Source organism: Streptomyces sp. NPDC104367 (assembly GCF_055583825.1).
The window spans coordinates 128,571-152,928 of record NZ_JBVJND010000019.1; the positions used below are offsets into that span (position 1 = coordinate 128,571).

A 24,358-nucleotide genomic window follows, 5' to 3' on the forward strand; every position below is an offset into this window, starting at 1 on the left:
CCGGAGAGGAACCTCATGAGCACAAGCCCGATCGGGGTGGCGGTCATCGGAGCCGGTATGGCGGGCCGGGCCCATCTCAACGGCTACCGGCAGGCCGCGACCCTCTACGGAGCGGGACTGCCCGAGGTCCGGCTGGTCGCCGTCGCCGACGCGCACGAGCCCTTCGCCCTGGACGCCGCCCGCCGTTACGGCTACGAGCGCGCCGAGACCGACTGGCGGGCGGTCGTCGAGGCCGACGACATCCACGCCGTCAGCGTCGTCGTCGCCAACCATCTGCACCGGGAGATCGTCGAAGCCCTGCTGGCGGCCGGCAAGCACGTACTGTGCGAGAAGCCGCTGGCGCCGACCACGGCCGACGCCGAGGCCATGGTGAAGGCCGCCGAAGGCACCGGCCTGGTGGCCGCGACCGGCTTCACCTTCCGCCGCTCCCCCGCCGTCAACGCCGTACGGCAGCAGGTGCTGGAGGGCTCGCTCGGGCCGGTCCAGCACTTCAACGGGCACTACTGGTGCGACTACGGGCACAACCCGGACGCCCCCATGAGCTGGCGCTACCGCGGGCCGCTCGGCTCCGGCGCGCTGTCCGACATCGGCAGCCACCTCATCGACCTGGGCGAGTACTTCTGCGGTCCGGTGCGGAGCGTGCAGGGCGCGGTGCTGTCCACCCAGGTGGGCGAGCGGCCCGTGCCGCTCGGCACGGCCGTCGGGCACTCGGCCGACGTGGCGGTGGGGCAGGAGCGCGAGCGGGTCGAGAACGACGACATCGCCACCTTCACCGCGACGTTCGCCTCCGGCGCCGTCGGCACCTTCTCGGTCTCGCGCATCGCCCGGGGCCTCGCCAACGCACTGGGCTTCGAGATCTTCACGAAGGACGGCGCGGCCGCCTTCGAGCTGTCGCGGGCCGCGGAGTTCACCATCGCCGACCCGGCGGCCCCCGACCCGGTGGACGGCTACCGGCGCGTGGTGGTCGGTCCCGGTCACCCCTACGTCGCCGGCGGCCTGCCGATGGACTTCCCGAGCGTCGGCCACGGCCAGCACGAGTTCTTCGTCTGGCAGTCCCGCGCGTTCCTGGAGCAGATCGCGGGCCTCGACCGGCTGCCGGCCTGCCCCACGCTCGCCGACGGACTGCACAACCTGCGCGTCATCGACGCGGTCGTCGCCTCCGCGCGGGCGAACGGCACGGCCGTCACCGTCCCATGACCCGAACCACCGGACCCACCCGCACCGCCACCCCCGAGAAGGACCGAGGACACACACCATGAGACTGGGCCTCTACAACGCGATCCTGCACGACCGGCCGCTGCCCGAGGCGATCAAGGTCGTCGCCGATCTCGGCCTGACCGGCATCGAGATCAACACCGGCGGCTTCCTCCCGCCCGTACACGTGCCGACCTTCGACGACATCCTCGTCAGCGACACCGCCCGGGACGACTTCCTCGGCCTCTTCGAGGGCAGCGGGGTCGCCATCGCCGGCCTCAACGCCAACGGCAACCCGCTGCACCCGAACCCCGTCATCGGCGAGAAGCACGCGGAGGACGTCCGCCGCTCCATCCGCCTGGCCGAACGCCTCGGCCAGCACCGTCTGGTCACGATGTCCGGTCTGCCCGGCGGCGAGCCCGGCGCCACCCGCCCCAACTGGGTCGTCAACGCCTGGAACTCCGCCGCCCTGGACGTCCTGGACCACCAGTGGAGGATTGCCGCCGACTTCTGGCGCGAGACCGACCGCCTCGCCCGTGACCACGACGTCAAGGTCGCCCTGGAGCTGCACCCGCAGAACCTCGTGTTCAACTCCGCCGACGTCCACAAGCTGATCGACCTCACCGGCGCCACCCACGTGGGCGTCGAACTGGACGCCTCGCACCTGTTCTGGCAGCAGATGGACCCGGTCGCCGTCGTCCGCCACCTCGGCGAGCTGGTCTTCCACGCCGCCGCCAAGGACGTCCGCGTCAACCCCGAGCACGCCGCCCTCAACGGTGTCCTCGACAACAGCTTCCGGCGCCTGTCCCCCGACGAGCCGCGCACCAACCTCGGCGGCGACGAATGGGCCAACGAGTGGCCCCGGAACTCCGCCTGGGCCTTCGTCGCCCTCGGCAAGGGACACGACGTCGCCTACTGGACCGAGTTCCTGCGCGCCCTGCACGAGGTCGACCCCGACATGCTCGTCAACATCGAGCACGAGGACACCGAACTCGGCCGCATCGAAGGCATCGCCGTCGCCGCCGAGGTGCTCAAGGCCGCCGACGCGGCCCTGCGCAAGTCCCTTCAGCCGTGATCGCCTGGGCGACATACCCGTACCAGGGACAGGCCGTCCTGGTCACGGGGGCCGGCAGCGGTATCGGCCGGGCGACCGCGCGCGCGTTCCTGGAACAGGGCGCGAGCGTCGCGGTCCTCGGCCGACGCACGGAGCCGCTGCGCGAGGCCGTGGCCTGCTTCGACGCCGAGCAGGCGCTGGTGCTGACCGCCGACGTGACGGACCCCGCAGCCCTGGAGCGTGCGGTGGCCGCGGTCACCGAGCGCTTCGGACGCCTCGACGTCGTCGTCGCCAACGCCGGCACCAGCGAACCGAGCCGCATCGACACCTTCGACGACACGGCCTGGGAGCGTCTGCGATCGGTGAACCTCGACTCCGTCCTCGCGCTGGCCCGGCTGACCGTGCCGTCGCTGCGCGCCACCCGCGGCAACTTCGTGGCCGTCTCCTCGATCGCCGGACTGCGCGGCGACTGGGCCCAGTTCGCCTACAACGCCACCAAGGCGGCGGTCAACGCGTTCGTGCAGAGCCTCGCCCTCGACCTCGGCGCCGACGGAGTACGGGTGAACGCCGTCGCACCGGCCTTCACCGTCTCCCGCCTCACCCGGGAACGTCTCGACGACCCCGGGTTCACCAGCCGGCTCCTGGACCGGGTCGCGCTCGACCGGGTGGCCCGGCCCGAGGACATCGCACGTGCCGTGCTGTTCCTCGCGAGCCCCGACGCCGGGTACATCACGGGAACCGTGATCCCGGTCGACGGCGGCACCAGCGCCTCCAGCGGCACACCGCGTCCCCTGTAACACCGAAGGAGCACCCACCCCCATGAAGATCGCCCTCGACCCCTACATGATCCGCCATGTCCCGCTGCTCGAACTGCCCGCCGTGGTGGCCGAGCTGGGCTACGAGTGGATCGAGCTGTCGCCGCGCGAGGACTTCATCCCGTTCTTCCGCCATCCCCGCGTCGACGACGCGACGGTCGCGAAGTTCCGCAAGTCTTTGGCGGCCGCCGGTGTCGGCATCTCCTCCGTCCTGCCGCTGTTCCGCTGGTCCGGCCCGGACGAGGACGCCCGTCAGGCCGCCGTACGGTACTGGAAGCGTGCCATCCGAATAGCCTCGGACCTCGGGGTCACGAGCATGATCTCCGAGTTCAACGGCCGCCCGGAGGAGGCCGACCGCAGCGAGGCCCAGTTCTGGCGGTCCATGGACGAGCTCCTGCCGTTGTTCGAGCGCGAGGGCATCAGCCTCGCCCTGGAGCCGCACCCCGACGACTTCATCGAGAACGGCCACGAAGCGGTCGACTTCATCCGCGGCATCAACCACCCCAACGTCAGCTTCCTCTACTGCGCCCCGCACACCTTCCACATCGGCAACGACGCCCCCGGCATCATCGAGCACGCCGGTGGCCTGCTGACCCACGTCCACCTGGCCGACGCCCTGGACCACACCGCGTCCTCCGGCAACCGCTACATCCTCAACCCGCCCGGCACCGCGGCCCGCGTCCACCAGCACCTGGACCTGGGCGAGGGCGAGGTCGACTTCGACGAGCTCTTCCGGGAGCTGCGGGCGAGCGGCTTCGACGGCACGCTCACCGCCTGTGTCTTCGCCTGGGAGGAGCGGGCCAGGGAGTCGTCCCTGTTCATGCGGAAGAAGATCGACGAATACCTGGCCGCCTGGAAGTGACCCCGCGACGCCACGGCCCCTCCTCACAGGGCCGTGGCGATCCATTCCCGTCCGCCGCACGACGTAATAAAGAATTCACGGTTTGGTTCCTCCTATTCGGCCGCATATTCTGTGGCAAGGAAGATGGGCAGCACACAGAAGACTTCTCTCATAATGTGAGACGTGCGCAGCCGTCGGTGTGCGAGCAAGGGGTGGATCATGGCGGCGGCACGGACGTTCGATCTCATGCATCTGCGCACCGTACTGGCGATCGAGGGATACGGCGGATTCCACCGTGCCGCGTCCGAACTCCACCTGAGCCAGTCGACGGTGAGCCAGCACGTCCGCGCGATCGAGAAACTCCTCGGGCAGCCGGTCGTCGAGAAGGTGGGGCGCACCACCCGCTTCACCGTCGCGGGCCAGGCGCTGCTGGCTGAGGCCCACCGCATCATCGCCGTGCACGACGAGTCGTTCGAGCGGCTGATCGTGCGGCGTTCGAACCGCGTGGTCGTGGCCTGTGTCGACTACCTGGCCGCGATCCTGCTCCCGGCCGTGCTGGCCACCCTCCCGGACCTGCTGGACGGCTTCACGCTGACCGTGCGGACGGGCCGCTCCTCGCACATCGCCGAGCTGGTCGCCGAGCGGCAGGCGCATCTCGGGTTCGTGCTGCGGACCCCCGGCATCAGCAGTCGCGGCACCGTCGGGGAGACCTCACTGGACTGGTACGGCGCGGACGGCTTCCTGGCCGCCCACCGGGGTGACTCGCTGCCCGTGGTGGCGCTGTCCGACCCCAGCCATCTGCGCCAGCACGCGCTGACCGCGCTGGCCGGGGCGGGGGTGGCGGCCCATGTCGCGGTGGAGGCCAGCGACCCGCCCGGCGCCCGCCTGGCCGCGGCCGCCGGGCTGGGTGTGGTGCTGCTGCCCGACTCCGACGCGGGGCACGACCTGACTCCGGTGCCGGGCCTGCCGACGGCCGGCCCGCTCGTCGTCGACGCCGTCGTGGGCGACCTGCCCGAACAGCTGGCGGCGTGGGCCGAGGAGGCCGTCGCCGCGGCCACCCGTGCGCTGCGGGCCACCCGGACGCACTGATCGGCGGCGCCGATCGCTGTTTCTCATCAATGGCGGCTGGTAACCGGGACCGACGCGTTGTTACTGTTTCTCCATGCCGGTGCCAGAGGCCATTTCCAATGCGGAGGAGGAGAATTCAACGATGCTCGATCCGCATTTCCACTGGCTTCTCCCGACGACCGCGGACAGGCCCGGATACCGATTCGATCTGCCGGAGCGCCGGCCCACCGCCGAATACGCGGCGAAAGTGGCCGCGGCCGCCGAGGCGAGCGGATTCGAGTCGCTGCTGCTGGTCACGAGCCACCACTCGGCCGACAGCTGGCTGGTCGCCGCGAACGCGGCGTCCGCCAGCGAGCGGGTCGGGTTCATCGTCGCCTTCCGCGCCGGATACTCGCTTCCGACCCTGGTCGCGCAGCAGGTGCAGACGTTCCAGACGCTCCACCCCGGCCGGCTGATGCTCAACGTGGTGACGGGCAGCGACGACGACGAGCAGCGCGCCTACGGCGACGTGATCGCGAAGGCCGAACGCTACCGGCGCACCGACGAGTTCCTGCAGATCCTGCACGCCGAGCTCGACGGTGAGCCGTTCGACTTCGACGGCGAGTTCTACGAGATCCGCGGCGGCGGACGTCCCGGCCCGCGCACACCGATGCCGGCGGTCTTCTTCGGCGGCCTGTCGGACGAGGCGGCCCCGGTCGCCGCACGGCACGCGGACGTCCAGCTGATGTACGGCGAGACGCCGCCGATGGCCCGGGAGCACGTCGAGCGGATCTCCGAGGCGGCCGCGCGCGAGGGCCGCACGATCGAGTTCGGGATCCGGATCCAGGTGATCGCGCGGGACACCTCCCGGGAGGCCTGGCGGGCCACCGAGCGGATCCTGGAGAGCTACCGGCCCGAGGAGATCCGCCGTCACCAGGAACGGGTCGGCCGGCGGCGGTCGACCGGACAGGTCCGCGTGCAGAGCCTCAACCCCGGCACGCTCGACCGGGCCGGGCTGCGTCCCTACCCGACCATGTGGTCCGGCCTCGGCCTGATGGGCGTGGGCGGTCAGAGCACCGCCCTGGTGGGAAGCCACGCCGAGGTAGCCGAGCGGATCCACGAGTTCCGCGAGGCGGGCATCTCGCACTTCCTCATCTCCGGCGCGCCTCTGCTGGAGGAGGCCCTCGCGGTCGGCGAGGGCGTGCTGCCGCACTTCCGCCGGGCGGCGGTGTCCCGATGACCGCCCGCCCCTCGCCGTCCGGCCCGCTCCCGGAGCGCGCCCCGGTGCCCCTGAGGGCCTCGGTCCTCGTCGCGGTGCTGCGCCGCGAGGTGGACCTGTGCCGCTGTTGCAGCGGCCTGTGTCGCCCCTGACCCAGCTCTGACCGGTCCACGGGACCTGCCTCGGACCGGCTCCGTCCCCCGTGCGGCGTCCGGCGCCCCGAGGCGCCCGCCGACGCGGGCGGCGGTCTGCCCGCGCCCCTGTACCCCCTGTGCCCCGGTGGTGTTCCGTCGGCCCCTTGCGCCGACGCGGAACCACCGTGATCACTCCTGCCCGCATGCCCCGCCGGTGATCCGCCGCGCCCGCATGCGCTCGTCCGCCGACCGGCCGGGCATGTCCCGGCCCGTCGTTCTCCATCCCCTTGTGTCCGGCTCCGTCATGCCGGCACGCACCTTGCGAGGTAACCAAGCAATGCGTTTCCGACGCCCCCTCATGTCCTTGTCCGTGGCCGCGGCGGCGGTCCTCCTGGCCGCCTGCGGGAACGGCTCCTCGACCTCCTCCGCAGGCACCGGTGCCGGCGCCGGCACCTCGGCCGTCGACCTCAGCAAGGTGACGCTGACGGTCGGCCAGACCACCCCGACCACCGACGCCATCTTCGCCGCCTCCGGTGCCTTCTCCGACACCCCCTACAAGATCAAGTGGGCCAACTTCACCACGCCCGCCGACCAGGTCCAGGCACTCAACGCGGCGGCCGTCGACGTCGCCACCCTCGGCGACACCTCGCTGACCTTCGCCCAGGGCAACGCGACCAGCGCGTGGACGACGTCCAGCCGCCCCCTGGTCAACGTCGCCTACCGCACCAGCGTCAACGCGCAGGCGCAGGGACTGGTCACCGTGGTCCGGGCCGACTCCGGCGTCAAGACGCTCGCCGACCTCAAGGGCCACAAGTTCGCCTACAACAGCGGCGGCACGGTCGAGGGGCTGTTCGCCCTCACCCTGAAGAAGGCCGGCCTCACCAAGTCGCAGATCACCCCCGTCCAGCTGCCGCAGGCCCAGGGCTTCACCGCGCTCGTCAACGGTGACGTCGACGCCTGGGTGGGCGGTGCGGCCACCGCGGCACCGCAGGTCGCCTCCGGCAAGCTGCGCATCCTGACCTCCTCCGGGAAGGTCGGGCAGTCCAACGGCCTGTCCATCGCGGTGCGCCCGGCGCTGCTGAAGGACGCGGCCAAGAAGGCGGCGCTGCGCGACTGGCTCGCCCGCGCCGTGCAGGCCGACGTGTGGACGAGCAAGCACCTGCCGCAGGCCGCGAAGATCACCTCCGAGCGGACCCAGGCCAAGTACGCCGACGTCCTCAAGCAGCTCAAGGACACCGGCGGCACGCAGTTCGTGCCGATCACCCCGGACGTGCTCGCGCTCCAGCAGGAGGGGGCGGACGCCCTCTACGCGGTCGGTTCGCTGAAGTCGAGGATCGACGTCTCGATCCAGTACGACGACGAGTTCAACTCCGTCGTCGAGAAGGCGACCAGCAAGGCCGGCGCGACCGCGCCGGCGCTGCCCGGCCGGTCGGCGGAGAAGTGACCACGGTGACGACGTCGACGACTCCCCTCGCACACACCGTCGTTCCCGACGAGGCAGAGATCCTCGGCCGCGCCTCCGACCTGGCGACCGTCTACGCCGCCACCGCGGCCGAGCGCGACCGGGACGGCAGCCGGGCCGAGGAGCAGGTGGCGGCCCTGGCCGCGAGCGGCCTGCTGGCACTGCGGGTGCCGGAGCGCTTCGGAGGCCGGCTCGTGCCGCCGTCGGTGATCATCGAGGCCGCCCGCCGGATCGCCGTCGCCGACTCCAGCGTGGCGCAGATCGTGCAGAACCACTACGTGCCGATCGAGGTCCTGACCCACTGGGACTACCCGGAGAGCACCCGCGCCCTGCTCTTCGAACAGGTGCTGCGGGGCGCCCAGTTCGCCACCGCGAGCGCACCGAAGACCGCGGGCGCCGTCCGGTTCCCCGACGCGTCGACCGTGCTGCGGCCCGACGGCAGCCGGGTGCTGTCCGGCGCGAAGTTCTTCGTCACCGGCGGCTTCGGCGCCGACTGGCTGTTCGTCACCGCGGAGGACTCCTCCGGCGGCGGCCGGCACCGGCTGCTGGTGCCGACCGCGCACCCGGGCGTCGAGGTCCTCGACGACTGGGACGCGATCGGCCAGCGCGGCACCGGCTCGGGCACCGTGACCTTCGACGACGTGGTGGTCGAACCCGGCTTCCACGTCGCCGTCCCGGACGTGAGTCCGTCGTGGTACTTCGCCTTCACCCAGGCCGTGCACTCGGCGGTGCAGGTCGGCCTCGCGCGGGCCGCGTTCGACGACGGGGTCCGCTTCGTCCGCTCGCGCGGCGGCAGCCGCTTCGCCGACCCGTTCGTCGCCGGCGGGTTCGGCACGCTCGGCGCCAAGGTCGCCGCCGCCGAGGCGCTCCTCGCGGCGGCCGGGCCGGTCATCGACCACGCCGACCGCCTCGGCGGGCACCGCGCGCCGCGCGCCGACTTCGACCGGGCGCACGTCGCCGCCCTGGAGGCACGGGTCTTCGGCGCCGAGGTGGCGCGGGAGGCGGGACAGGCCGTCTTCGAACTGGGCGGAGCCCACGCGGCGCTCACCGAGAGCGGACTGGACCGGCACTGGCGCAACGCCCGGACCCATTCGCTGCAGAGGCCGCTGACCTGGGTCGGCGCCGGGCTCGGCTCGTATCACCTCCAGGGTGACGACCCGACGTTCAGGATCTGAGCCGATGACGGTCAACTCTCTGTCGAGCGATCACCTCGACGCGGCCGGGGACGGGCACGAGGACATCGTGCTCGTCCCGGTCGGGAGCGCCGGGCACGGCCGCCGGCGCCGCGTGTCCCTGCCACGGGCGCTGCGCCCGTGGTACGGCCCGCTGTTCCTGCTCCTCGTGTGGACGGTGCTCTCGGTCACGGGCGTGCTCGGTCCCGACGTGTTCGCCTCACCGTGGCAGGTGGCCGGGGCCGCCCGGGAACTCGTCGCCGACGGCACGCTGCAGGGCAATCTGCTCGCATCGCTGCGCCGGGTCGCGTCCGGGCTGTCCATCGGTGTCGTGGCCGGCACGGCCATCGCGGTGCTCGCCGGACTGACCCGGCGCGCGGGCGACCTGGTCGACTCGTCGATGCAGGTCTTCAAGGCCGTGCCGACCTATGCCTGGGTGCCGCTCCTGATGATCTGGGCGGGCATCGGCGAGGCCCCCAAGATCATCCTGATCACGCTCGGGGTGACGGTCCAGATGTACGTCAACGTCTACGGCGGTATCCGCGACGTCGACGCCGAGCTGGTGGAGGCGGCCAGGACGGTCGGCGTGGGACGCCTCGGCCTGGTGTTCCACGTGATCCTGCCGGGCAGCCTGCCCGGCTTCCTCACCGGGCTGCGGCTGTCAATGGCCAACGCCTGGCTGGGTCTCATCTTCGCCGAGACGATCAACGCGCCCGAGGGCCTCGGCACGCTCATGTCGTCGGCGGCCGCGAACTTCCGCTCCGACGTCGTGGTGCTGATCGTCGTCATCTACGCGCTGATCGGCCTGCTCAGCTATGCGCTGGTCCGTCTGCTGGGCCGTCTGCTGCTGCCCTGGCGACGCGGATTCGAGGGGAACTGACATGACGTCCTACGCAGTGCGTGCCACCGGCGTCCGCCGTTCCTTCGGCGACCGCGTCGTGCTGGACGGAGTCGATCTGACGTTGCGGGCGGGCGAGTTCGTCGTCCTGCTGGGGCGCAGCGGCAGTGGCAAGAGCACCCTGCTGCGCGCCCTGGCGGGTCTCGACGAGGACGTCGCCGGAAGCGTCGAGGTGCCGCGCCGGCGCGCCGTGGTGTTCCAGAACCCGCGGCTGCTGCCCTGGAAGCGGGTGATCGACAACGTCCGTCTCGGCCTGCCCCGCCACGAGGGGCGCACGGTCGCCGCGGGCGCCCTGGCCGAGGTGGGCCTCGCCGGTCACGAGCGGGACTGGCCGGTCACCCTCTCCGGGGGTGAGGCACAGCGCGCGGCCCTGGCCCGCGCGCTGGTACGGCGCCCCGAACTGCTGCTGCTCGACGAGCCGTTCGGCGCGCTCGACGCCCTGACCCGGATCCGGATGCAGCGGCTGCTGCGGCAGATCTACCGGCGCCACCTCCCCGCGGTGGTGCTGGTGACCCATGACGTCGACGAGGCGCTGGAGCTCGCCGACCGCATCGTGATGATCGGCGAGGGCCGTGTCCTGCTGGACCTGCCGGTCCCCCTGGAGCAGCCACGCGACCGCGCCGGTGCCGGTTTCGCGGAGCTGCGCCACCGTCTGCTGACCGAACTCGGCGTGACCGCCCAAGGAGACCTCTCGTGAGCGCCCCCCACTTCCACTGGTATCTCCCCACGGCGACGGACAACCGCAATCTGGTGCCGTCGAAGTGGCCCGACCGCCGGGTCGATCTCGACTACATGGCGGACGTCTGTCGCGCCGTGGAACGCAACGGCTTCGAGTCGATCCTGCTCCCCACCGGCGAGGCAGGGCGCGAGGACGCCTGGACGATCGCCTCCGCGCTGCTCTCCCACACCCGCCGGCTGCGCTTCCTGGTCGCGGTGCGCTCGGGGTACGTGGCGCCGGCCCAGCTCGCCCAGATGGCGGCGACCTTCGCGGAGCTGTCCGGCGGACGCCTCGACCTCAACATCGTCACCGGCGGCTACGAGGCCGCGATGCGCGCCCACGGCGACCAGTTGGACAAGGACGCCCGCTACCGCCGTACCGGCGAGTTCATCGACGTGCTGCGCAGGTCCTGGTCGGGGGACGCCTTCGAGCACCGGGGCGAGTTCTTCACGCTGACCGGCGTACCGGAGAAGCGGCCGCTCGCCCCCGCTCCGCGGATCTTCTTCGGCGGCTCCTCACCGGCCGGTCTGGAGGTCGCGGCGCGCCGCGCCGACGTCCATCTGATCTACGGCGAACTGCCCGACGCGGCGCGCGAGCACGTCCGCGCGCTGCGCGAGCGGGCCGCCGAGCGGGGCAGGGAGCTGTCGTTCGGCATCCGGATCCAGGTGATCACCCGGCCGCACCACCGTGACGCGTGGCGCGACGCAGACCTGCTGCTGGAGGAGTTCGGCAGCGAGATCGTGACGCAGCGGCATCGACAGCTCCAGGACCGCAACTCCGTCGGGCAGCAGCGCGTACAGGCGCTCCAGACCGGTGCCGTCGACCGGGAGGCCCTGTCGGTCTATCCGACGATCTGGGCCGGCACCGGACTGGTGGCGGGCGGCGGGTCCTCGACGGCCCTGGTCGGCAGCCACGCGGAGGTGGCGGAGCGGATCGACGAGTACCACCGTGCCGGCATCGACCACTTCATCCTCTCGGGCTTCCCCCGGCTCGAGACCGCCTACGAGGTCGGCGAGGGCGTACTGCCACTGTTCGCCCGGGCCGGCCGCCGAGAGAGGAAGACCCCATGAGCGTTGTGCTGCTGTCCCCTGACGAGGCGGCGGACCTGCTGACCGGCGGGACCGAACACGCGGCGATCGACGTGCGCGAGGTGACCCGGGCGCACGCCGACGGCGTGGTGCTGACCTCCGTGTCGGTGCCCTGGAGCGTGCTGGAGGACCGTGTCCTCGCGCTGGTCCCGCGCCTCGGCACCCCGCTGCTGGTGATCGACGGCGCGGGCGCCCCCGGGGAGGCCGGCGATCTGGCCGCGCGGCGGCTGGCGGAGCTCGGCTACACCGGGGTGCGGCTGCTGGCGGGCGGCACCCGGGCCTGGGTCGCGTCCGGGCGGCTCGTGCACACCAGTACCGAGGTGATCGGCCAGGCCTTCGGCGAGTTCGTCGAGCACGCCGACCAGACCCCGGCCATCAGCGCGGAGGAACTGCACAGACGCGTCGCGGCCGGTGACGACATCCTGATCGTCGACAGCCGGCCGGCGCCCGAGTTCGCGGCGCACAGCCTCCCGGGCGCGGTCAACGCGGCGGGCGCGGAGGCGGTGCGCCGGGTGGCGGCGGCGGTGCGCTCCGAGGAGACCCTCGTCGTCGTCAACTGCGCCGGGCGCACCCGCAGCATCCTCGGCGCGCAGGCGCTGCGCAACGCGGGCCTGCCGAACCCGGTCGTCTCACTGGCGGGCGGCACCATGGCCTGGCGGCTGGCCGGGCACGAGCTGGAGCACGGCCGCTCGGCCCCGCTGCCGGAACCGGACCCGGACACCCTGAGGCGGGCCGCGGAGGGGGCGCGCCGGCACGCCGAGCGGGTCGGTGTGCGGGAGATCGACCGCCGCCGGCTCGCCGGGTTCCTCGCGGACGACGGCCGTACCACCTTCGTCCTCGACGTCCGGGCACCGGAGCGGTTCGAGGCGGGCCACCTGCCGGGGGCCCGCAACGCGCCGCACTGGGAGACCCATGCCTGGGTCCAGCGCCACGTGGGCGTGCGCAACTCCCGGATCGTGGTGGTGGACGGCGCCGACCGGGTGCTCGGTTCCGTGACGGCCGGATGGCTGCAGCAGCACGGCTGGGCCGAGGTCTTCCTGCACACCGACGCCTTCGACGGAGCGGAGCTGGAGACCGGGCCCGCCACCGGGCCGCGGGCGACGCCACCGGCCCGCGACGGCATCGGTGTGCGGCGGCTCGCCGACGCGGCCGGCGGCGCGTACGAGGTGATCGATCTGCAGCCGACCCGCCGCCACCGGATCACCTCGCCGCGGCACGGCTACCGCGACGGCCACATCCCGGGAGCCGTCTCCGCCCACCGCGAGCGGCTCCGGGACCACATCGCCGCGCTGCCCGCAGGCCGTGTCCCCGTCCTCACGTCGCCGGACGGCGTCCTGGCCGCGTTCGTCGCGGACGATCTGGCGCGCGCCGGATTCGAGGCGCTCCATCTGACCGGCGGCACGGACGCCTGGGCCGCCGCGGGCCTGCCTCTGGAGACGGGCACCGGCCGGCAGGCGAGCGAGCCGGAGGATGTGCACACCGGTGCCTGGGAACTGCCCGAGGCGGAGCGGTTCGCCGCCTTCCGCGCCTACCTCGACTGGGAGCTGTCCCTGCCGGAGGCCCTCGGCCGCGACGAGCTGACCCCGTTCCGCTCCCTCGGCGAGCTCATGAAGGAGCCCGGGCCCCAGGGCACCCGGTGACCGGCGCCGCCGGGTGCGGCCGTCCGCGCAGCGAGGCGGCACCGGTCGGCCCGTGACGGCGGGGAACTACGTGCGGGCGCCTGGCGTGTCCCGCTCCAGGCGGGCGCCCAGGGTCGCGGCGAAGTCCTCGGCGCGGGCCAGCTGGATCCGCAGCTTCTCCACCTGCTCGACGGCCGCCCGCTGATACGCCCCCACCCGCTCCAGGAGGGCTTCGCGGTCGTCGGCGTCGAGCGCGTCGTCGCCGTCCAGACGGTCGGTGGCGTCCAGCAGGTCGCGCATCTGCTCCAGGGTGAAACCGAGCGGCTTCATCCGGCGGATCACCATGAGCCGGGCGACGTCGGTCTCGGTGTAGAGCCGGAAGCCGCCCTGGGAACGGGCGGAGGGGACGACCAGACCGGTCTCCTCGTAGTGGCGGATGGTGCGCAGGGACAGCTCCGTACGCGCGGCGACCTCGCCGATCTGCATGTGCCTGCCGTCCACGCCCGTGATCCCCTGGTCCTTCTCGTCGTCGGCGGTCCCGGCCCTACCGGGCACCGCCGATCCCTACTCTAACGTTAGGGTAGAGTTGCCGCCGGTGAGGGCGGCGGTCAGCGCTGCCCCTCCGTTGTCGTGTCGGAGCCTATGGCGCCTCCGGCCAGGATCCGATTCTCGCAGGAGACAAGCGTGCGCGAGCCCAGGACACCCGGCGCCGCAGCCTGCCCGCCGTGATGCCCCGCCCCGGGGCGTGAGCCCGGCCGCGCCGCCGCGCGGGCCCGCTCCGTTCCTCTCCAGACCTCCGGCTCCGCGGCCTCACGGAGCCGCCGCGGGGTGCCGGCCCGGCCCCTGCACGTCCTTCCCGCACGCCCCGGCCCGCCGCCAGGGGTGCGCCCGAACACGACAGGTTCCGTCGCCCTTGTCTCCCTCGTCCTCCTCGTCCGCCTCGTCTCCCTCGCCCTCTCCGGTCACCGTGTCCCCGGCCGCGCGCCTTCGCGGACTCAGACCGGACTGGATCTCCGATCCCAAGGTCTGGCGCACCGAGGTCCTCGCGGGCCTGGTCGTGGCCCTCGCGCTGATCCCCGAGGCGATCTCGTTCTCGGTCATCGCCGGTGTCGACCCGGCGATCGGCCTGTTCGCCTCCTTCACGATGGCCGTCACCGTCTCGGTCGTCGGCGGCCGACGGGCGATGATCTCCGCCGCGACCGGCGCGGTGGCCCTGGTGATCGGCCCGCTCAACCGTGAGCACGGCTTCGGCTACCTGGTCGCCGCCGTCATCCTGGCCGGTGTCTTCCAGATCGTCCTCGGTGCCCTCGGGGTGGCGAGGCTGATGCGGTTCGTCCCGCGCTCGGTGATGGTCGGCTTCGTCAACGCGCTGGCCGTCCTGATCTTCATGGCCCAGGTCCCCGAGCTGCACGACGTCCCGTGGGCCGTGTACCCGCTGCTCATCGGCGGTCTCGCACTGATGGTGCTCCTCCCCAGGATCACCACCGTCGTCCCCGCGCCGCTCGTCTCGATCGTCGTCCTGACCGTCGTCACCGTGGCGGCGGGGGTCGCGGTGCCGACCGTCGGCGACAAGGGCGAGCTGCCCTCCGCGCTGCCGGTGCCGGGCCTGCCGGACGTGCCGTTCACCCTCGACACGCTGACGACGATCGCCCCGTACGCCTTCGCCATGGCCCTGGTCGGCCTGATGGAGTCGCTGATGACGGCGAAGCTCGTCGACGACATCACCGACACCCGCTCCGACAAGACCCGCGAGTCGGTGGGCCAGGGCATCGCCAACATCGTCACCGGCTTCTTCGGGGGCATGGGCGGCTGCGCCATGATCGGCCAGACGATGATCAACGTGAAGGTGTCCGGCGCCCGCACCCGCCTGTCGACCTTCCTGGCCGGCGCGTTCCTGATGGTGCTGTGCATCCTCTTCGGCCCGGTCGTCTCCGACATCCCCATGGCCGCGCTGGTCGCGGTGATGGTCATGGTGTCGTTCGCGACCTTCGACTGGCACTCCGTCGCGCCCAGGACCCTCAGGCGGATGCCCGCGGGCGAGATCGCCGTCATGGTGATCACCGTGGCCTGCGTGGTGGCCACCCACAACCTCGCCGTCGGTGTCGTCGTCGGCTCGGTCACGGCCATGGTGGTCTTCGCCAGGCGCGTCGCCCGCCTCGCCGAGGTCACCGCCGTGCTCGACCCCGACGGGACGACCGTCGTCTACCGGGTCACCGGTGAGATGTTCTTCGCCTCCTCCAACGACCTCGTCGGCCGGTTCGGCTACGCCACCGACCCGGACAAGGTCGTGATCGACCTCTCCGCCGCCCACGTCTGGGACGCCTCCTCCGTCGCCGCCCTCGACGCGATCGAGACCAAGTACACGCAGCGCGGCAAGACGGTGGAGATCGTCGGCCTGAACGACCGCAGCGCCGACCTCCACGGCAGGCTCAGCGGCGAACTCGCCGGCAGCCACTGACACCGCGCACGAGCGGCGAGGGGACCCCGGCCGGGCGCCGGGGTCCCCTCGCGTCGTCACGCGGGGCGGGCCGGCGGGCCGGCCGGGGCTCCGGCTGTCGCGTTTATTCAAGACCCCGTCCCCGCAGCCGGGCCAGGATCACGGCATGAACGGTCACGCACTTCACCCCCTCATGTCCCGCGCCGCCGCGGAAGCCGCACGCATCGCTCGCGGTGTCCGTGCGGAACACCTGGACGGGCCCACTCCCTGCGCGGATCTCGACACCCGGGCCCTGGTCAACCACTGGGTCCTCTACACCTCCCACGGTCTTGAGCGCCGGGCGCGCCGGGAGGCGCTGCCGGAGGAACTGCTCGCCCGGGACTTCACCGCCGGTCCCGCCTGGGCCGACGCCTACGCGGACCAGCTGGAGCGGGCGGTGGCGGCATGGGCCGAACCGGCCGCGTGGGAGGGGGAGGTGGATCTGGGCGGGATGGCCGTGCCCGCCGTCACGGTCGCCCAGATGGTGATCAAGGAGATGGTGGTGCACGGCTGGGACGTCGCCCGGGCCACCGGTCAGCGGCTCGACGTCCGGGACGACCTGGCCCGGATGGTTCTCGACGTGGTCGAGGAACATGCCGAGATCTACCGCCGGTACGGGGGCTTCGCCGCTCCGGTGCCGGTGCCCGACGGCGCGTCGCCCCTCGACCGCGCCCTGGCTTCCTCCGGCCGCGACCCGCGCTGGACCGCCCCCATCACGACGGCCTGAGCCGTACGGCTCCCGGGGGCACGGGGTCACGGGCGGACGCGGAGGAAGCGGCGGGTGCCGGCCGGGGGATCGAGGGGCTCGCCCCGGGCGAAGCCCGCCCATACCGCGCGGAGGAGGCGGCCGTCCTCGTGGACGTCGGTCCATGAAGAACCCTCGATCAGCGCCGCCTTGCGCCACGCCGCCTCGTCGCCGAGGAGCAGCGGAAGATCGATGGTGTGGGCCGCGCCGAGGGAGTTGCCGGGCGCGGACCAGGACAGGACGTACCTGCTCACCCGTCCGCCCGCCCGGCGGTGCCGCCGGGCGAACCTGCGGGCTCCCCGCGTGTACACCGCCCAGGTGCACAAGGCCGAGATGCCGCTCGCGAGGACGCGGCCGAGGAGCGGTACCCGGAACCAGCGGGCCATGCCGGGGAGCACCGGGAGGAACAGCCGCGCCTCCTCGGAGGTGCTGCCGATGAGCACGTCGATGCGCGGAGCCGTCCCGCTCCGCGCGGCGTCGGCGTCGCGCTCCGCGGGGAGGGGCGGGTATCCGTACTGCGGGGCGATGGGCATCGCGCCCTTGAGGCCGAACGGCGCGCCCGCGCGGACGACGTCGGCCTGCACGTCCGCGACCGCGGCGAGGGGGGTCGTGGCCCGGACCGTGTCGGCGCGCCGGGAGAGGGCGCGGCCGAGCTTCTCGCGGCCGCGCATGATGCCGAGCGGGGCGCTCTGGACGATGGCCCGGGTGAAGAGGGAGTCCGCGTTCTCCGTCGCCATGAGATCGACCAGGGCGGCGGCTCCGGCCGACTGGCCGAACGCGGTGACGTTGTGCGGATCGCCTCCGAACGCGGCGATGTTCCGCCGTACCCAGCGGAACGCCTCCCTCTGGTCGAGGAGGCCGAGGTTCGCCTTCGGGCCGTTGTCCGACTGGACGAACCCGAGGAGTCCCAGGCGGTAGGTGACCGTGACGACCACGACGTTCTGCTCGGCGACCAGGGCCGCCGGGTCCAGGACCGCGAGGTCGCCGGCTCCGGTGACGTAGCCGCCGCCGTGGATCCAGACCATGACCGGAAGCGGGGCCGGACCTCGCCGGGCCGGCATCGTGATCGACAGGTGCTGGCAGTGCTCGTCGGTGCGCAGGGCGCGCGGATCGGCTCCGAACATCGTGTCCGCGATGGGATCCGCGGGCTGGGGGCACATCGGCGACCAGTCCCGCGCGTGGAACGGTTCGGTGCGGTCGTCGAGGGGGCGGGGGGCTTCGAAGCGTGCCGCGGTGGCGTATGGGATGCCCGTGGCACGGACGACGGCGCCGTCGCGCCGGCCGACGACCGGGCCGCTCGGCGGGTGGAAGAGGGGTTCGGTGGACGGCTGCGGGGCCGTCGGGTCGGGGCTCATCGCACCGCTCGCACACGGAAGACGACGAAGCCGCCGACGACGGCGACCGCAGCGGCGACGACGTAGAGCACGGGGTACGACTGTGCGGCGAGCGCGAGGATGCCCGGCGCGATGGCCGGAGCGAGCGCCTGGGGCAGGGTCGACGCGGTGTTGAAGATGGCGAGGTCGTTGGCTGCGTCGTCGGGGTTCGGCAGGACGTCGGTGGCCAGCGCCAGGTCCACGGCGGTGTAGCCGCCGTAGCCGATGCCGCCGAGGACCAGGCCGGCGTAGAACAGGGTCAGGTCGTTCGCGCCCGCGATGAGGAGGAGGGCGGCCGCGGTGATGAACGCCGCGCCGATCACGAAGACCTTCCGCCGCGCCAGCCGGTCGGAGAGCCGCCCGGCCACGACGCTGGAGACGATCGTGGCGGCTCCGAGGAGAAGGGTTCCCGTGAGCACCTTGCCCGGTACGTCGTCGGCCGCTGTCCCCAGGTGACTGATCAGGTAGAACGCCTGGTACGTCGTCAGGAACGCGTAGGCCAGCTGGAGCAGGAAGCGGCTGAGGTAGGCCCAGCCGAAATCGGGGTAGCGGCGGGGGCTCACCCAGAAGGTGGAGACCACCGTGGCGAGGGTCAGCTTCGGGTACGGGGCGTCGCCGGACGAGGGCCGGTCGTTCATCAGTGCCGCGAAGAGGGCGAGGAGGGCGGCGCCGACGACGGCCGGCACCACGAACATGCCGTCGGAGTTGCTCGGGAGGAGAGCCACGATCACGGAGCCGCCGACCAGGGCCCCGACGGTGCCGAGCCCCAGGAACGCCGACACCAGGCCGCGTTGCCGAACCGGCACCCGGTCGGACATCACGGCCAGCAGGGCCGCGACGCAGGAGCTGCCCGCCACCGACACGACGGCGTAGCCGGTCGTCAGGCCGGGGATGCCCGGCACCAGCGCCATGACCAGGGCGCCGGCCAGGAGGCCGGTCAGTCCGAGGACGATCCAGGGTCGGCGCCGGCCGAACCTCGACCGGGTGCGGTCGCTGAGGCGCCCGACGACGGGGAGCGCCAGCACCTGGAGGACGAGGCCGGTGGTCAGCACGGTCCCCAGCACGCCCGGGGCCTCGTCGGCGGGCACGGAGGCGTTGATCCGCAGCGCGAGGCTCTCCAGGGACGGGGTGAGCAGGACCAGCAGGGCACCGAACGACGCCAGGGCGTAGACGAGGACGAACCCCGCGCTCACCGGCGACGGCTCTCCGGGCGGGGGTGCGTCGCCGGTCGTGCCCCGGCCGCCGTCGGGGTGCGGGCTCCTGGCGGGCGGGACAACGAGGTGCGGCGGGCTTTCGTTGGGGTGGTTCATGACTCTCTCGTCATCGGGAGTAGGTCGGGGATGCGGCTCGCATCCTGCTTATACGTATCAGCGCTGATACGTATAAGCAAGCACACGCCACTCCCCGCGCCGTGAACTGCGCTCGGTAGGATCGACGCGAGAACCGCATCCGACGACAAGGCGCCGCATGGGAACCGCTCGAGTCACGGCGAGGCAGGTGGCAGAGGCGGCCCAGGTGTCGCAGGCCACCGTCAGCTACGTGCTGAACAACAAATCGCTGACGCGGATCCCGGAGGAGACCCGGCGCCGCGTCCTCGAAGCCGCCCGCGAGCTGAACTACACCCCTTCCGCGGCCGCCCGCGCGCTGCGCCTCGGGCGGTCGGACATCGTGCTGATCGTGCTCCCGGACTGGCCTCTGGGATACGCGATGTCGGGGTTCGTGGACGGCCTCACCGAGCAGCTCGAACAGCTGAACCTCCAGCCGGTCATCCGCCGGCTGAAGAAGGGGATGCCCGTCGGCGAGCTGTGGCAGGCGATCTCACCGGCGGCCGTCCTGCTCCTGGACGACGTGGGCAGGGGCGAGCGGGCGTCGATGGAGAGCACCGGCATCTTCGTCGCGCAGGGGCTCCTGTGGGACGAGGAGCACACCGAGAACCCGCTGCTCGCGCGCGGCAGCCTGGTGGGCGCGCTCCAGGTGGAGCACCTGGCGGCACGGGGGCACCGACGCATCGGATACCTCGCACCGAAGGCCGAACACGACCAGCTCTTCCGCCGGTTGCGGATCGAGGGGGCCGAGGCGGCCTGCCTCGACCTCGGCCTCGACCGACCGCACGTCGAGAACACGGACCTCACGCCGGAAGGGGCCGCGGCGGCGCTCCAGCGCTGGTGGGACGTCCCCGCCGACGATCGCGTGACCGGGGTCTGCGTCTACAGCGACGACTACGCCTTCGCCCTCCTCAGCGCCATGCGCCGCCTCGGCGTCTCGGCACCGGGGGACCTCGCCGTGATCGGGGCCGACAACATCCCGCTCGGCCCGTTCGCCGACCCTCCGCTGACGACCATCGACCACAACCAGGCCGTGCTGGTCGCCCACCTCGCCCGTGTCCTCGTCAGCGGCATCCAAGGCGACACGCCACCGGCCACTCCCCCGCTGCACCCCACCCTCGTCATCCGGGAGAGCGCCTGACGGGGCCTCCGCGGCACGGCGGCGGACTCGCGGGGCCGAGCCGACCGGGCTCCCGGCCGGCGACACCGCCGGGGCGCGCACCGCGCCGGGCTCCGCAATCCCTTGAACGCCCCGCACCGCCCCGCATCCGTACGGCAGACGCGAGGGAGTCGGCCGCGCCGCGCCTCTCCCCCCACGCCGCAACGCCCCCAGAGCCAAGGCCAACCGGGCGACACGCCTTCGGAATTGGGCCGGATGCCGAAGAACCGACGCGCCTGATGCCACCCGTGGCACCGGCGGGACGGACCGCGTTCGGTGCGGACCGTCGCCGGGGCCGCCGGTGCGGTTGTGCCGGGGATTGACGCCACCCCTACTTAGAGTAGCCTTGCCTAAGTTGACTGTCTCCGGAGGGTGGCCGGTGGGATCAGGGGAACTGTCGGGGCGGGACGTCCTGACACGCTCGGTCAGGGGGCAGGGGCGGCGCGTCGCGCTCGGTGCGCTGCTCGGCTGCGTGCACCAGCTCGGGGAGGCTCTGGTCCCCGTACTGATCGGTGTCGTCATCGACCAGGCGGTGGCCGGGCAGGACGCCGGCCGGCTCGCGCTCTGGCTGGCCGTACTGGCCGTCATGTACGTGTGCCTGTCGTGGAGTTTCCGGCTCGGCGCACGGGCCGGTGAGCGCGGTGCCGAAGAGGCCGCGCACGAACTGCGGCTGGCGATCGTGCGCCGTGTGCTCGATCCGCGCGGCGGGGCCGAGGACGACCGGCTCTCGGGCGAACTCGCCAATGTCGCCACCGAGGACGCCAAACGCGTCGGCGCCGTCAACATGGCGCTGATGAGCGGGACATGGGCCGTCGCGGGCATCACCGTCGCCGCCGTGGCACTGCTGCTGACCTCCCTGACGCTGGGCCTGATCGTGCTGCTGGGCACGCCCGTGCTGCTGTGGCTCGGGCATCTGCTCAGCAAGCCGTTGGAGCGGCGCAGCGAGGCCGAGCAGGACCGGGCCGCGGGCGCGGCGGGGGTCGCGGCCGACCTGGTGGCCGGGCTGCGGGTGCTCAAGGGACTCGGCGCCCAGCAGGCGGCCGTCGAGCGGTACCGCCGCACCAGCAGGGTCTCCCTCGCGGCCACCCTGCGCGCCGCGCGCGCCGAGTCGTGGCAGACCGGACTGGTGCTCGCCCTCACCGGCGGGTTCATCGCGCTGATCGCCTGGGTGGGCGGACGGCTGGCGCTCGAAGGCTCCCTGACCCTGGGCCAGTTGGTGTCGGCGGTGGGGCTCGCCCTCTTCCTGCTGGGGCCGTTGGAGACGTTCGCCTGGGTCAACGCCGAACTGGCGCAGGGGCGGGCCTCCGCCGCCCGGATCGCGGACGTGCTCGCCGTCCCGCCGGCCGTCGTCGGCGGGGACGAGCCGGTCGCGGGCGTGGTGCGTGGGGAGTTGCGGCTGCGCGGGGTCAGGTTCGGCGGGCTGGCGGGGCTCGACCTCGATGTGCCCGCCGGGCGGCTGACCGGGATCGCCGTCACCGATCCGGCCTGCGCCGAGGACCTGTTGAGCTGTCTGGGCCGGGAGGCCGACCCCGAGTCCGGATCGGTCGAGCTGGACGGGGTACCGCTGACCCGGCTGGACCCGGCGGGACTGCGCGCCGCGGTGCTGGTCGCCGCGCACGACGCCGCCCTGTTCGAGGGTTCCCTGGCCGGGAACGTCGTTCCGGAGGGCGAGAGCGGGCGGGGGAAGCCGGATCCGCTCACCGATGCCGCCATGGCCGCCGCCGACGCCGACGAGGTCGCCCGGTCCCTGCCGCACGGCGCGGCCACCGGGGTGGGCGAGGGCGGGCGCACCCTGTCCGGCGGACAGCGCCAGCGCGTCCTGCTCGCCCGCGCCCTGCGCGCCGGGCCTCCCGTGCTGGTCGTGCACGATCCGACGACCGCCGTGGACGCGGTCACCGAAGCCCGTGTCGCCGAAGGGCTCCGCGAGTTGAGAGAGGGACGCACGACGGTCGTGGTGACCAACAGCCCGGCGCTGCTCGCCGTGACCGACCGGGTGGTGCTGCTGGACGGCGGCCGGGTCGGGGCCGAGGGCACCCACGCCGAACTCGCCCGCACCCACCAGGCCTACCGTACGGCGGTGCTGGCATGACCGGGACCGACGGGCCGGACGCCGCCGAGCGCACCCTGCTGCCCACCGCCACCCCCGCCCGCACCTGGGCGGCCGTCCGTGAACTGCTGCGTCCGAACCGGGCGTTGGCCGCGGCCGGGTTCGGCACGATGGTCATCGCCACAGCCGTCGGACTGCTCACCCAGCCGCTGCTCGGGCACATCGTCGACGCGGTCACCGAGCACCGCTCCCCCGACGCGCTCACCTGGCCGGTGCTCGCGCTGGCCGGGGTCGCCCTCGTGCAGGGTGTCACGACCGCGCTGGGCATGTCCCTGGTCTCCCGGCTCGGCGAGACCGCACTCGCGCGGCTGCGTGAACTGTTCGTGGAACGCGCCCTGTCACTGCCGCTGGAGCGGCTGGAGCGCGCGGGCTCGGGCGACCTCAACGCCCGGGTCACCCGCGACGTCTCCCGGGTCGCCGACGCGGTCCGCACCGCCCTGCCCGAACTGGCCCGCTCGGCGCTGTCGATCGTACTGACCCTGGGCGCCCTCGCCCTGCTGGACTGGCGGTTCCTGCTGGCCGCGCTGATCGCCGTGCCCGTACAGGCACACACCGCCCGCTGGTACGTGCGCAACGCCGTGCCCCTGTACGCACAGGAGCGGATCGCGACCGGGGCACAGCAGCAGCAGTTGCTGGACACCATCGGCGGGGCGCGGACGGTCCGGGCGTACCGGCTGCAGGACGGCCACGCCCGCCGGGTCGACGAGTGCTCGCGGGCGGCGGTGGAGCTGACCATGCGCGGGGTCCGGCTGGTGCTGCGCTTCTACAGCAGGCTGCACATCGCGGAGTACATGGGTCTCGCCGCCGTGCTCGTGACCGGGTTCCTGCTGGTGCGGTCCGGTGCCGCCTCGGTCGGCACGGCGACGGCCGCCGCGCTGTACTTCCACAGCCTCTTCGGGCCGGTCAACACCGCGCTCGTGCTGCTCGACGACGCCCAGTCGGCGACGGCCGGACTGGCCCGGCTGGTCGGGGTGGTCGACGAACCCGTACCGACGGTCCCGGAGAACACAGGGGGCACGGAGGGTGCGGGCGGCGCCGGTGGCGCGGGCGGCCGTGCGGACGCCGCGTCGGGTCCGCACGCGGTCACGGTCACCGGGGTCACCCACGCCTATGTGCCCGGCCGGCCGGTCCTGCACGGTGTCGACCTGGTGGTGGGGCCCAAGGAGCGGGTCGCGCTGGTCGGCACCACCGGGGCGGGCAAGACGACGCTGGCCAAGCTGGTGGCCGGGCTGCACCGGCCGGAGGCCGGACGGGTCGACGTCGGCGGCGCCGAACCGGACGCGTCCGGCCGTCTGGTGGGGCTCGTCACCCAGGAGGTGCACGTCTTCGCCGGGCCGCTCGCCGACGACCTGCGGCTGGCCCGCCCCGAGGCGGGCGACGAGGAGCTGCGGGAGGCGCTGGCCACGGTGGGCGCCCTCGGCTGGGCCGAGGCGCTGCCGGAGGGGCTGGACACGGTCGTCGGCGACGGCGGCCACCGGCTGACCGCCGACCGCGCCCAGCAACTGGCGCTGGCGCGGCTGCTGTTGGCGGACCCCCCGGTCGTCGTGCTGGACGAGGCGACCGCGGAGGCCGGCAGTTCGGGCGCCCGGCTGCTCGACGAGGCCGCCGAGCGGGCGCTGCGGGGCCGTACGGCGCTGGTCGTGGCCCACCGGCTGAGCCAGGCCGCCGCCGCGGACCGGGTGGTCCTGCTGGACGGCGGACGGGTCGTGGAGGAGGGCACCCATGACGAGCTGCTGGCAGCCCGCGGCCGGTACGCCGCCCTGTGGCGGGCCTGGGCGGACCACCGCGCGCCCGACGACGAACCGGCCACCGCGGACACCCCCGGCTGACGCCCCGCAGGCCCGCAGGCCCGCACGGGATTCCACGCGCCCCGACAGACCCCGCAGATCCGTTCGGCTCCGCAGGACCACCG

Annotated in this window: 21 protein-coding genes; 18 read left to right on the forward strand and 3 right to left on the reverse strand. The window is 73.1% G+C overall.

Going from position 1 to position 24,358, the window contains the following annotated elements; translation table 11 throughout:
• Positions 1-15 precede the first annotated feature (15 nt).
• The 13 genes from ACZ619_RS27220 (at position 16) to ACZ619_RS27280 (ending at position 13,282) form a co-directional block, all read left to right on the forward strand.
• A complete protein-coding gene (locus ACZ619_RS27220; RefSeq protein ID WP_469604025.1) occupies positions 16-1,197 on the forward strand; it encodes a Gfo/Idh/MocA family protein in 1,182 nt (393 codons plus the stop codon).
• 58 nt (positions 1,198-1,255) lie between these two features.
• Entirely contained in the window at positions 1,256-2,269 is a 1,014-nt protein-coding gene (locus ACZ619_RS27225; protein ID WP_469604026.1) for a sugar phosphate isomerase/epimerase family protein, read from the forward strand.
• Positions 2,266-3,045: a meso-2,3-butanediol dehydrogenase gene (budC, locus tag ACZ619_RS27230; protein WP_469604028.1), complete on the forward strand. Its 780-nt coding sequence runs from the start codon at positions 2,266-2,268 to the stop codon at positions 3,043-3,045. Before ACZ619_RS27225 ends, budC begins: the two co-directional genes overlap by 4 nt.
• A gap of 22 nt (positions 3,046-3,067) precedes the next feature.
• Positions 3,068-3,925 carry a sugar phosphate isomerase/epimerase family protein gene (locus ACZ619_RS27235; RefSeq protein WP_469604031.1) on the forward strand — a complete coding sequence of 286 codons (858 nt, stop codon included), beginning with the start codon at positions 3,068-3,070 and terminating at the stop codon, positions 3,923-3,925.
• A 225-nt stretch (positions 3,926-4,150) separates the two neighbouring features.
• Positions 4,151-4,993, forward strand: coding sequence for a LysR family transcriptional regulator (locus tag ACZ619_RS27240; protein WP_469604034.1), 843 nt, complete (start codon positions 4,151-4,153; stop codon positions 4,991-4,993).
• Between the two features lie 121 nt (positions 4,994-5,114).
• Positions 5,115-6,191 (forward strand): LLM class flavin-dependent oxidoreductase, encoded by a 1,077-nt coding sequence (locus ACZ619_RS27245; RefSeq protein WP_469604035.1) that lies wholly within the window; start codon positions 5,115-5,117, stop codon positions 6,189-6,191.
• Positions 6,188-6,322 (forward strand): hypothetical protein, encoded by a 135-nt coding sequence (locus ACZ619_RS27250; protein WP_469604038.1) that lies wholly within the window; start codon positions 6,188-6,190, stop codon positions 6,320-6,322. Before ACZ619_RS27245 ends, ACZ619_RS27250 begins: the two co-directional genes overlap by 4 nt.
• Positions 6,323-6,662: 340 nt before the next feature.
• A complete protein-coding gene (locus tag ACZ619_RS27255) occupies positions 6,663-7,748 on the forward strand; it encodes an ABC transporter substrate-binding protein (RefSeq protein ID WP_469604040.1) in 1,086 nt (361 codons plus the stop codon).
• Between the two features lie 5 nt (positions 7,749-7,753).
• Entirely contained in the window at positions 7,754-8,941 is a 1,188-nt protein-coding gene (locus tag ACZ619_RS27260) for an acyl-CoA dehydrogenase family protein (protein WP_469604043.1), read from the forward strand.
• Between the two features lie 4 nt (positions 8,942-8,945).
• The gene (locus ACZ619_RS27265) at positions 8,946-9,818 is read left to right on the forward strand and encodes an ABC transporter permease (RefSeq protein WP_469604044.1); all 873 of its coding nucleotides are present in this window, start codon (positions 8,946-8,948) and stop codon (positions 9,816-9,818) included.
• Position 9,819: 1 nt separating this feature from the next.
• On the forward strand, positions 9,820-10,533 hold the full coding sequence (locus ACZ619_RS27270) for an ABC transporter ATP-binding protein (RefSeq protein WP_469604047.1): 714 nt from the start codon (positions 9,820-9,822) through the stop codon (positions 10,531-10,533).
• Positions 10,530-11,624, forward strand: a complete 1,095-nt coding sequence (locus tag ACZ619_RS27275) for an LLM class flavin-dependent oxidoreductase (RefSeq protein ID WP_469604050.1) — start codon at positions 10,530-10,532, stop codon at positions 11,622-11,624. The genes ACZ619_RS27270 and ACZ619_RS27275 overlap by 4 nt, the downstream gene beginning before the upstream one ends.
• The gene (locus tag ACZ619_RS27280) at positions 11,621-13,282 is read left to right on the forward strand and encodes a rhodanese-like domain-containing protein (RefSeq protein WP_469604052.1); all 1,662 of its coding nucleotides are present in this window, start codon (positions 11,621-11,623) and stop codon (positions 13,280-13,282) included. Before ACZ619_RS27275 ends, ACZ619_RS27280 begins: the two co-directional genes overlap by 4 nt.
• Before the next feature lie 66 nt (positions 13,283-13,348).
• On the opposite strand, the gene ACZ619_RS27285 is transcribed toward ACZ619_RS27280, so the two are convergent.
• Positions 13,349-13,762 carry a MerR family transcriptional regulator gene (locus tag ACZ619_RS27285; RefSeq protein ID WP_469604158.1) on the reverse strand — a complete coding sequence of 138 codons (414 nt, stop codon included), beginning with the start codon at positions 13,760-13,762 and terminating at the stop codon, positions 13,349-13,351.
• A gap of 466 nt (positions 13,763-14,228) precedes the next feature.
• Between ACZ619_RS27285 and ACZ619_RS27290 the strand changes: the two genes are divergently transcribed.
• Complete coding sequence (locus tag ACZ619_RS27290) at positions 14,229-15,719, forward strand: SulP family inorganic anion transporter (protein WP_469604055.1); 1,491 nt, start codon at positions 14,229-14,231, stop codon at positions 15,717-15,719.
• Positions 15,720-15,864: 145 nt separating this feature from the next.
• On the forward strand, positions 15,865-16,464 hold the full coding sequence (locus ACZ619_RS27295) for a TIGR03086 family metal-binding protein (protein WP_469604057.1): 600 nt from the start codon (positions 15,865-15,867) through the stop codon (positions 16,462-16,464).
• Between the two features lie 26 nt (positions 16,465-16,490).
• Here the strand turns inward: ACZ619_RS27295 and ACZ619_RS27300 are convergent, their stop codons facing one another.
• Complete coding sequence (locus ACZ619_RS27300) at positions 16,491-17,837, reverse strand: carboxylesterase family protein (RefSeq protein ID WP_469604060.1); 1,347 nt, start codon at positions 17,835-17,837, stop codon at positions 16,491-16,493.
• The gene (locus ACZ619_RS27305) at positions 17,834-19,165 is read right to left on the reverse strand and encodes an MFS transporter (protein ID WP_469604063.1); all 1,332 of its coding nucleotides are present in this window, start codon (positions 19,163-19,165) and stop codon (positions 17,834-17,836) included. Before ACZ619_RS27305 ends, ACZ619_RS27300 begins: the two co-directional genes overlap by 4 nt.
• Before the next feature lie 157 nt (positions 19,166-19,322).
• Here ACZ619_RS27305 and ACZ619_RS27310 point away from each other — a divergent pair, with 157 nt between their 5' ends.
• The 3 genes from ACZ619_RS27310 (at position 19,323) to ACZ619_RS27320 (ending at position 24,275) form a co-directional block, all read left to right on the forward strand.
• Complete coding sequence (locus ACZ619_RS27310; RefSeq protein WP_469604065.1) at positions 19,323-20,321, forward strand: LacI family DNA-binding transcriptional regulator; 999 nt, start codon at positions 19,323-19,325, stop codon at positions 20,319-20,321.
• Between the two features lie 397 nt (positions 20,322-20,718).
• Positions 20,719-22,428 (forward strand): ABC transporter ATP-binding protein, encoded by a 1,710-nt coding sequence (locus ACZ619_RS27315; RefSeq protein WP_469604068.1) that lies wholly within the window; start codon positions 20,719-20,721, stop codon positions 22,426-22,428.
• Positions 22,425-24,275 (forward strand): ABC transporter ATP-binding protein, encoded by a 1,851-nt coding sequence (locus tag ACZ619_RS27320; protein ID WP_469604071.1) that lies wholly within the window; start codon positions 22,425-22,427, stop codon positions 24,273-24,275. The genes ACZ619_RS27315 and ACZ619_RS27320 overlap by 4 nt, the downstream gene beginning before the upstream one ends.
• Positions 24,276-24,358 lie beyond the last annotated feature (83 nt).